Consider the following 8,552-nt stretch of genomic DNA (forward strand, 5'->3'; position numbering starts at 1 on the left):
CATCCCGGCCAGCAGCTCGAACAGGCGGACCGGCGGGGCGGCCGGGGGCAGGGCGGGCACGGCGACCGGGAAGCCGGGCATGCCCGGCGGCGGGGGGCCCCCGGCGACGGCCGGCGCCGGGCGGCGGTCCTCGGCCGCCACCTGCGCCGCGATGCGCCGGGTGACCCGCCGCTGGAGCCACACGGGCACCAGCAGGAGGATCCCGACCAGCAGCACGCCGAGCGAGACGGTGGCCATCATGCTCATGCCCGTCCATCGGCCGGTCGGGGGCCGAACTCCACCACTAGCGTGCGGCCCGTGGCCGACGACCTGTTCGCCAGCGCGGCCGAGGAGCGGCTGGCCCGGCAGGCGCCGCTGGCCGACCGCCTGCGCCCCCGCACCCTCGACGAGGTCGTCGGCCAGGAGCACCTCCTCGGGCCCGGCCGGCCGCTGCGGGCGCTGATCGAGGAGGACCGGCTGACCTCGGTCCTGCTCTGGGGGCCGCCGGGGACGGGCAAGACCACGATCGCCCGGCTGGTGGCGGACCAGACGGCGAAGGCGTTCGAGCAGCTGTCGGCGGTGACGGCGACGGTGAAGGACGTGCGGGAGGTCATCGCCAGGGCGACGGCCCGGCTGGGGGAGCGGGGCGAGGGCACGATCCTGTTCCTCGACGAGGTCCACCGGTTCAACAAGGCCCAGCAGGACGCGCTGCTCCCGGCCGTCGAGTCGGGGCTCGTCACCCTGATCGGGGCGACCACGGAGAACCCGTTCTTCGAGGTCAACCCGCCGCTCATGTCCCGCACGACCCTGTTCCGCCTGGAGCCCCTGTCCGCCGAGGCCCTGGGCGAGCTGGTCGACCGGGGGCTCGAGTCGGAGGGGGCGGCGCTCGACGACGACGCCCGCGAGCACCTCGTCCTCATGTCCGGCGGCGACGGCCGCCACGTGCTGACCGCGCTCGAGGTCGCCGTCGCCCTGGCCCGCAGCCGGGACGGCCGCCAGCCCACCGTCCGGCTGGCCGACGCCGAGGGCGCGCTCGACGCCCCCGCCCTGCGCTACGGCCGCGACGAGCACTACGACGTGGTCAGCGCGTTCATCAAGAGCATCAGGGGCTCGGACGCCGACGCCGGGCTGTTCTGGCTGGCCCACATGCTGGCGGGGGGCGAGGACGCCCGCTTCATCGCCCGCCGCCTGGTCATCCTCGCCTCCGAGGACGTCGGCATGGCCGACCCGATGGGCCTCGTCGTGGCCGACGCCGCCGCCAGGGCCGTCGAGTTCGTGGGCCTGCCCGAGGCCCAGCTCAACCTGGCCCACGCCGTCGTGTACCTGGCGACGGCGCCGAAGTCGAACCGGGTGACGGTCGCCCTCGGGAAGGCGGCCGGCGACGTGAAGGCGCGGGCGGCGGCCGAGGTGCCGGACCACCTGCGCAGCGCGTCGTACCGGGGGGCGAGGAAGCTCGGGCACGGGGTGGGCTACGACTATCCTCACGACGGCCCCAGGGGCTGGGTGCCTCAGGAGTACCGCCCCCCGGAGGTCGCCGGCCGCACGTACTACGAGCCGTCGCCCCACGGGTTCGAACAGGAGATCTCGACGCGCATGGCGCGACTGACAGCCGAGGCGGCCGAGCGGCCGGGCCGCGACGACGAGCCGGACGTGGACGGGGGTGGCGATGGACACCGGTGAGTGGGCGGCGGTCGTCGTCGCCGGGGCGAGCGTGGTCGCCGTCGTCATCCTCGCGGTGATGCTCCTCGCCGTCATCCGCACCCTGACCACGGTGCGGGAGGCGGTCGAGGCCTTCCGGCGCGACACCCTGGCGACCGTCGGTGAGCTGCGGACGGCGGCCCACCAGGCCAACGTCGAGCTCGAGCGGGTCGACACCCTGCTCGGCACGGCCGAGTCGATCGGGTCGACGGTCGACTCGGCGTCGCGGCTCGCCTACCTGGCGCTGTCGAACCCGATCATCAAGGCGCTGGCGTTCGCGAGCGGCACCGGGCGGGCCGCCCGCCGCCTCCGCCGGGCCAGGGCCGAGCGGGGCTGAGCGTGGTCAAGCGGCTGTCCTGGCTGGTCATCGGGGCCGGGTTCGGGTTCGGGGTGGCGTTCTTCGTGCTGCGCTTCGTCCGCCAGGCGGCCGAGCGGGTCGCCCCCGAGCGGGTGCGCTCGGACCTGGCGGGCGCCATCCGGGACCTCGGCCAGGACCTGCGGGCGGCCGTCGCCGAGGGCCGGGAGGCGATGCGGAAGCGGGAGGCGTCCATCCGCGAGGAGCTGGGCGAGGCCCCCGGGTAACGCCAGGGTTCCTGTCACAGGGGGTCGGTAGGCTGGCCTCCTCTATGGACGCCAACGGCTTGCGACGCGCCTTCCTCGACTTCTTCGCCCAGCGCGCCCACACCGCAGTCCCGTCGTCCGGGCTGATCCCGCACCACCCGTCGGCGCCCATGTTCACGAACTCCGGGATGATGCAGTTCGTCCCCTACTTCATCGGGGAGGAGGCCGTCCCCTACTCGCCGCCGCGGGCGGCCTCGGTGCAGAAGTGCGTGCGGGCCGGCGGCAAGCACAACGACCTCGACGCCATCGGCCGGTCGCTGCGCCACCTCAGCTTCTTCGAGATGCTCGGGAACTTCAGCTTCGGCGACTACTTCAAGGAAGACGCCATCCGCTGGGCCTGGGAGCTCTACACCGAGGTGCTGGGGCTCGACGGCGACCGCATGTGGGCCACCGTCCACGTGTCCGACGACGAGGCCGAGGCCATCTGGCGGGACACGATCGGCCTGCCAAGCGAGCGCATCCAGCGCCTCGACAAGGACAACTTCTGGGAGATGGGGGAGACGGGGCCGTGCGGCCCGTCCTCGGAGATCTTCTGGGACTACGGGCCCGAGGCGGGCGCCGAGGGCGGCCCCGCCCACGGGGGCGAGGAGCGCTACGTCGAGATCTGGAACCTCGTGTTCACCCAGTACTTCCGCCACCCGGACGGCCACCTGTCGGACCTGCCCAAGCGCAACGTCGACACGGGCGCCGGCCTGGAGCGCAACCTGGCCGTGCTGGCCGGCACCCGGTCGCTCTACGACACCGACGTGCTCGCCGCGCTGGTCGAGGAGGCCCAGTCGGTCACCGGCGCGCGGCTCGGCGGGTCCGAGCACGGCGACGTCGCCCTCCGCCTGCTGGCCGACCACGCCCGCACCACCACGTTCCTCGTCAACGACGGGGTGATCCCGTCCAACGAGGACCGCGGCTACGTCCTGCGCCGCATCCTCCGGCGGGCCGTCCGCTTCGCCTACCTGCTCGGGGTCGAGCGCCCGGTGCTGCCCACGATGGTCGAGCGGGTGGTCGACGTGATGGGCGACGCCTACCCGGACCTGCGGGACAACGCCGGCTACGTCGTCGGGATCATCGGCCGGGAGGAGGAGCGCTTCCGCCGCACGCTCACCACCGGGTCGACCATCCTCGACAACCAGCTCGCCGCGCTGGCCGACGGCGACCCCCTGCCCGGGCGGGTCGCCTTCCAGCTGCACGACACCTACGGCTTCCCGCTCGAGGTCACCCAGGAGGTCGCGGCCGAGCGGGGGGTCGGCGTCGACGTGGCCGGGTTCGACGAGGCCATGGCCGAGCAGCGGGCCAGGGCCAGGGCCGCGCAGAAGGGGGCCGTGCTCGGCGACGACGAGGCCACGGCCTGGCAGGAGGTGCTCGACCAGTTCGGCACCACCGAGTTCGTCGGCCGCGAGGAGCTCGAGACCAAGGCCAGGGTGCTGGCCGTCGTCGGCGACTCGGTGTTCCTCGACCGGTCCCCGTTCTACGCGGAGGCCGGCGGCCAGGTCGGCGACACCGGCTGGATCACCACCGACACCGGCCGGGCCAGGGTGGTCGACACCACCTACGCCCTGCCCGGCCTGCACCGCCACCGGGTCGAGGTCGCCGAGGGCGAGGTCCGGCCCGGGCAGGAGGCGGTCGCCGCCATCGACGTCGAGCGGCGCGACGCCATCCGGCGCAACCACACCGGCACCCACATCCTCCACTGGGCCCTGCGCCAGGTCCTCGGCGACCACGTGAAGCAGCAGGGCTCCTACGTCGCGCCCGACCGGCTGCGGTTCGACTTCAGCCACTACGGGCCGATCGCCGACGACGACCTCGCCCGCATCGAGGACCTCGCCAACCACGAGATCCTCTCGAACGCGCCCGTGCGCCACTACGAGACCTCCATCGAGCACGCCAGGGACCTCGGCGCCATCGCCTTCTTCGGCGAGAAGTACGGCGAGGTGGTCCGGGTGCTCGAGGCCGGCCACCACTCGGTCGAGCTCTGCGGCGGCACCCACGTGCGCGCCCTCGGGGACATCGGCCCGCTGAAGGTCGTCGCCGAGCAGTCGATCGGCGCCAACCTCCGCCGCATCGAGGCCGTCACCGGCACCGGCCCCATCGAGCGGCTGCGGGAGGAGGAGCGCCGCCTCGCCGAGGTGGCCGAGCTGCTCAACGTGCCGCCCGACGACGTCGTGCGGGGGGTCGAGAAGCTGCGGGAGGAGCAGCGGGCGCTGCGCGAGGAGCTGAAGGAGCTGCGGCGCAGGGCGGCCACCGGGCAGGCCGCCGGCTTCGCCGCCCAGGCGGTCGACGGGGTGGTCGTCGCCCGGGTCGACGGCATCGCCCCCGGCGACCTGCGCACGCTCGCCATCGCGGTCAGGGACCAGCCCGGCGTGCGGGCCGTGGTGCTCGGCGGCGCGCCCGGCACCGGCGGCGCCGCGCTGGTCGCCGCCGTCCGCAAGGACGCCGGCCTCGTCGCCTCCGACCTGATCCGGGAGGCCGCCCGCACGGTGAAGGGCGGTGGCGGCCCGAGCCCCGAGGTCGCCGTCGCCGGCGGCAAGGACCCGTCGCGCCTCGACGAGGCGCTCGACCAGGCCAGGGCCGCGGCCGGGATCCCCCTCGTCGCCGCCTAGCGTCGTGCGCGTGCTCGGGATCGACCTCGGCAGCCGCCGCATCGGCGTCGCCGTCAGCGACCCCGGCGGGGTGCTGGCCTCGCCGGTGACCGTGCTGGCCCGCAGCGGCGACCCGGCCGCCGACCACCGGGCCATCGCCGCGCTCGCCGCCGAGTGGGGGGCGGGGCGGATCGTGGTCGGGCTGCCCCTGTCCCTCGACGGCTCGATGGGCCCGGCGGCCAGGGCGGCGGCCGACGAGGCCGAGGCGCTGGCCGCCGTGGCCGGCGTGCCCGTCGAGGTGGCCGACGAGCGGCTGACGACCGTCACCGCCGACCGGGCCATGCGCCAGGCCGCACCCAAGCGGGGGGCGCGGGACCGGCGGCGGACGATCGACGCCGCCGCGGCCGCGGTCCTCCTCCAGACGTGGCTGGACGGCCGGCGATGAGCGACGGGGGCCCGACCACCGACCGCACGCCCCGCGTCGGGCGCGAGCCCGTGTGGGACGACGGCGGCGGCCAGGTCCGCTGGGAGGTCGACGGCGAGGACTGGGACGACTGGGACGACGACGACTACGTGGTCGTCAAGCCCGAGTCGGGCCGGCTGCGCCGGTTCGGCCTGGTGCTGCTCGGGCTCGTCGTGTTCCTCGGGATCGTCGTCGCCGCCGGGGCCGTGTGGGTGGACCACCGCATCGACCCGCCCGGCGAGCCGGGGAGCGAGGTCGCCGTGCAGGTGCCGGAGGGGGCGACCACGGCCCAGATCGCCGACATCCTCGAGCGGGAGGGCGTGGTCAGCGACAGCACCCTGTTCGGCTACTACGTCCGCTGGAAGTCGGCCGGCCCGTTCCAGGCCGGCGAGTACACGTTCCACCAGAACCTGGCCATGGGCGACGCCGTGCGGGTGCTCGACGCCGGCCCGGCACCGCCCGAGGTCCGCACCGTCACCGTGCCCGAGGGCCTGATCATCCCCGAGATCGTGCAGGCCATCGCCGACGCCGACCCCGAGCTCACCGCCGACGAGCTGAACGGCGCCATCGCCAGCGGCACCATCCGCTCGGCCTACCAGCCGCCCGAGGTGACGAGCCTGGAGGGCCTGATCTTCCCGGACACCTACGAGCTGGCCGAGGACGAGGGCGCCGGCGAGGTGCTGACCCGCATGGTCCGCCAGCTCGACACGGTGGCCGGCGAGCTGGGCATCGACGCCAAGGCGCCGCCGCTCGGGCTCACGGCCTACCAGGCCATCGTCGTCGCCTCGCTGATCGAGGAGGAGGCGAGGGTGCCCGAGGAGCGCCCGATGATCGCCAGGGTCATCTACAACCGGCTGGCCCAGGGCATCCCCCTCGGCATCGACGCCACCTCGGCCTACGAGGCGGTGCTGGCCGGCCGGGACCGCACGGACCTCGACTTCGAGAGCGAGTCGCCCTACAACACCCGGATCCACGCCGGGCTGCCGCCCACGCCCATCGCCGCGCCCGGGCGGGCGTCGATCGAGGCGGCCCTGAACCCGGCCGAGGGGCCCTGGATCTACTACGTGCTCCAGGACCCCGAGCACCACTTCTTCACCGACAGCGCGGCCGAGTTCGAGGAGGCCAAGCAGCGCTGCGCCGAGCTCGGCCTCGGCTGCTGACCCGGCCCGCCGGCCGATGACCGTCGAGCGAGGGCCGGTGCTGGCCGCCGTGCTGGGGTCGCCGGTGGCGCACTCGCGCTCGCCGGCCATCCACAACGCCGCGTTCGCGGCGACGGGCCTCCCGTGGCGGTTCCTCGCCGTCGACGTGCCCGCCGGCGGGGCGGCGGCCGCCCTCGACGCGGCCCGCGCCGTCGGCGTGCGGGGGCTGTCGGTGACGATGCCGCTGAAGGAGGAGGTCGCCGGGCTGGTCGACGACCTGGAGCCGGCCGCGGCCCGGCTGGGCGCGGTGAACTGCGTGACGGTCGAGGGCGACCGGCTGGCCGGGGCCAACACCGACGGCGACGGGCTCGTCGACGCCCTCCGGGCGGCCGGCGTCGACCCGGCCGGCCGCCGGTGCCTGGTGCTCGGCGCCGGCGGGGCGGCCAGGGCCGTCGTGCTCGCGCTGGCGACGGCGGGGGCGGCCGAGGTGGCCGTCGCCGGCCGCACGCCCGCCCGGGTGGAGGCGGCGGCCGCGCTGGCCGGCCCGCTCGGGCGGGTCGCCCCCGGCGCCGACGGGGCCGCAGCGGCCGCCGACCTCGTCGTCAACGCCACCCCCGTCGGGATGGGCGGCGACCCGGCCGTGCCGGTCGACCCGTCGGCCCTCCGGCCCGGCCAGGTCGTCGTCGACCTCGTCTACGACCCCCTCGTCACCCCGCTGCTGGCCGCCGCCGAGCGGGCCGGCGCCACCCCGGTCGGCGGCCTCGGCATGCTCGTCCACCAGGCCGCCCACGCCTTCCGGCGCTGGACCGGCGTCGAGCCGCCGCTGGCCGTCATGGCGGCCGCCGCCCATGCACCGCTGGCCCCCATCGCGAGTGCTTGACTGGACGCCGACGTGCTGTTCCCCACGGTCGAGTTCGCCGTCTTCTTCGTGGTGGTGTTCGTCGTCAGCTGGCTGCTGCGACCGCACCCGGCCGCGTGGAAGGCCTTCATCCTCCTCGCCAGCTACCTCTTCTACGGCTGGTGGGAGGCGCGCTTCGTGCTCCTCCTGGCCGCGTCGTCGGTCGTCAACTGGGTGCTCGGCGGCCTCGTGTACGCGGCGGCCACCGAGGAGGGCAGGAAGCGCTGGCTCGGCGTGGCCGTGGTCGCCAACCTGGCCGTGCTCGGCTGGTTCAAGTACTACGGCTTCTTCGTCGAGTCGGTGGTCGGCAGCTTCGGCCGCCTCGGCCTCGACGTCAACCCGCCCCTCGTCCGGGTCATCCTCCCGGTGGGCATCTCGTTCTTCACGTTCCACGCCATGAGCTACGTGATCGACCTGTACCGGGGGGACACTCGGCCGGCGGGCCTCGTCGACTTCTCGGTCTACATGGCCTTCTTCCCCCACCTCGTGGCTGGGCCGATCGTGCGGGCGAGCGAGCTCGTCCCCCAGATCGAGGTCCGCCCCGACCCCCGCCGGGTCGACTCGGCGCTGGCCTTCCGCCTGATCTTCGCCGGCCTGTTCAAGAAGGTCGTCGTGTCGAGCTTCGTGGCGACGGCCATCGTCGACGACGTCTTCGCCGTCCCCCAGGCCCACTCGTCGCTCGAGATCCTCTTCGCCGTCTACGCCTACGCCATCCAGATCTACGCGGACTTCAGCGGCTACACCGACATCGCCATCGGCGTCGCCCTGCTGCTCGGGTTCCGCTTCCCCCAGAACTTCGACGCGCCGTACTCGGCGCTCAGCATCCAGGACTTCTGGCGGCGCTGGCACATCACCCTGTCCCGCTGGCTCCGCGACTACCTGTACATCCCGCTCGGCGGGAACCGGGGGTCGCCGTCCCGGGTCCACCGCAACCTGATGCTGACCATGCTCCTCGGCGGCCTGTGGCACGGCGCGGCGTGGACGTTCGTGGTGTGGGGCGGCATCCACGGCCTCGCCCAGGTGGGGGAGCGGGTGTGGGCCGACCGCCGGGCGGAGCGGGGGCTGCCGGCCGGGCCGCTGTCGCCCGTCGGGGCCGTCGGCCGCTGGCTGCTGACCTTCCACGTCGTGTGCCTGGCCTGGGTGTTCTTCCGGGCCGAGACCTTCGCCGACGCCCGCGAGCT

At 74.8% G+C, this 8,552-nt stretch carries 9 protein-coding genes; 8 read left to right on the forward strand and 1 reads right to left on the reverse strand.

Annotated features, from left to right (window positions below; genetic code table 11):
* A partial coding sequence (locus VGB14_21080) for a hypothetical protein (GenBank protein HEX9995425.1) occupies positions 1–246 on the reverse strand: 246 nt, incomplete at its 3' end.
* A gap of 51 nt (positions 247–297) precedes the next feature.
* On the opposite strand from VGB14_21080, the gene VGB14_21085 reads away from it, so the two are divergent.
* From VGB14_21085 to VGB14_21120, 8 genes are all read left to right on the forward strand, one after another.
* Positions 298–1,659 (forward strand): replication-associated recombination protein A, encoded by a 1,362-nt coding sequence (locus tag VGB14_21085; GenBank protein HEX9995426.1) that lies wholly within the window; start codon positions 298–300, stop codon positions 1,657–1,659.
* Entirely contained in the window at positions 1,646–2,014 is a 369-nt protein-coding gene (locus tag VGB14_21090; GenBank protein HEX9995427.1) for a hypothetical protein, read from the forward strand. The genes VGB14_21085 and VGB14_21090 overlap by 14 nt, the downstream gene beginning before the upstream one ends.
* Positions 2,015–2,016: 2 nt before the next feature.
* Positions 2,017–2,259 (forward strand): hypothetical protein, encoded by a 243-nt coding sequence (locus VGB14_21095; GenBank protein ID HEX9995428.1) that lies wholly within the window; start codon positions 2,017–2,019, stop codon positions 2,257–2,259.
* A 44-nt stretch (positions 2,260–2,303) separates the two neighbouring features.
* Entirely contained in the window at positions 2,304–4,892 is a 2,589-nt protein-coding gene (gene alaS / locus VGB14_21100; protein HEX9995429.1) for an alanine--tRNA ligase, read from the forward strand.
* Between the two features lie 10 nt (positions 4,893–4,902).
* Positions 4,903–5,316 (forward strand): Holliday junction resolvase RuvX, encoded by a 414-nt coding sequence (ruvX, locus tag VGB14_21105; GenBank protein HEX9995430.1) that lies wholly within the window; start codon positions 4,903–4,905, stop codon positions 5,314–5,316.
* Positions 5,313–6,494, forward strand: coding sequence for an endolytic transglycosylase MltG (gene mltG / locus VGB14_21110; protein HEX9995431.1), 1,182 nt, complete (start codon positions 5,313–5,315; stop codon positions 6,492–6,494). Before ruvX ends, mltG begins: the two co-directional genes overlap by 4 nt.
* A 16-nt stretch (positions 6,495–6,510) precedes the next feature.
* Entirely contained in the window at positions 6,511–7,353 is an 843-nt protein-coding gene (aroE, locus tag VGB14_21115; protein ID HEX9995432.1) for a shikimate dehydrogenase, read from the forward strand.
* Between the two features lie 12 nt (positions 7,354–7,365).
* Positions 7,366–8,552, forward strand: a 1,187-nt coding sequence (locus VGB14_21120; GenBank protein HEX9995433.1) for an MBOAT family protein, incomplete at its 3' end; no start/stop codon positions are given.

This window comes from Acidimicrobiales bacterium (genome assembly GCA_036399815.1).
Taxonomy (GTDB): Bacteria; Actinomycetota; Acidimicrobiia; order Acidimicrobiales; family DASWMK01; genus DASWMK01.

What these genes read in the sequence shown, in the direction of transcription:
- mltG (HEX9995431.1), top strand. Translation starts at nt 5,313, where the DNA reads ATGAGCGACGGGGGCCCGACCACCGACCGCACGCCCCGCGTCGGGCGC.
- aroE (HEX9995432.1), top strand. Translation starts at nt 6,511, where the DNA reads ATGACCGTCGAGCGAGGGCCGGTGCTGGCCGCCGTGCTGGGGTCGCCG.
- alaS (HEX9995429.1), top strand. Translation starts at nt 2,304, where the DNA reads ATGGACGCCAACGGCTTGCGACGCGCCTTCCTCGACTTCTTCGCCCAG.
- VGB14_21090 (HEX9995427.1), top strand. Translation starts at nt 1,646, where the DNA reads ATGGACACCGGTGAGTGGGCGGCGGTCGTCGTCGCCGGGGCGAGCGTG.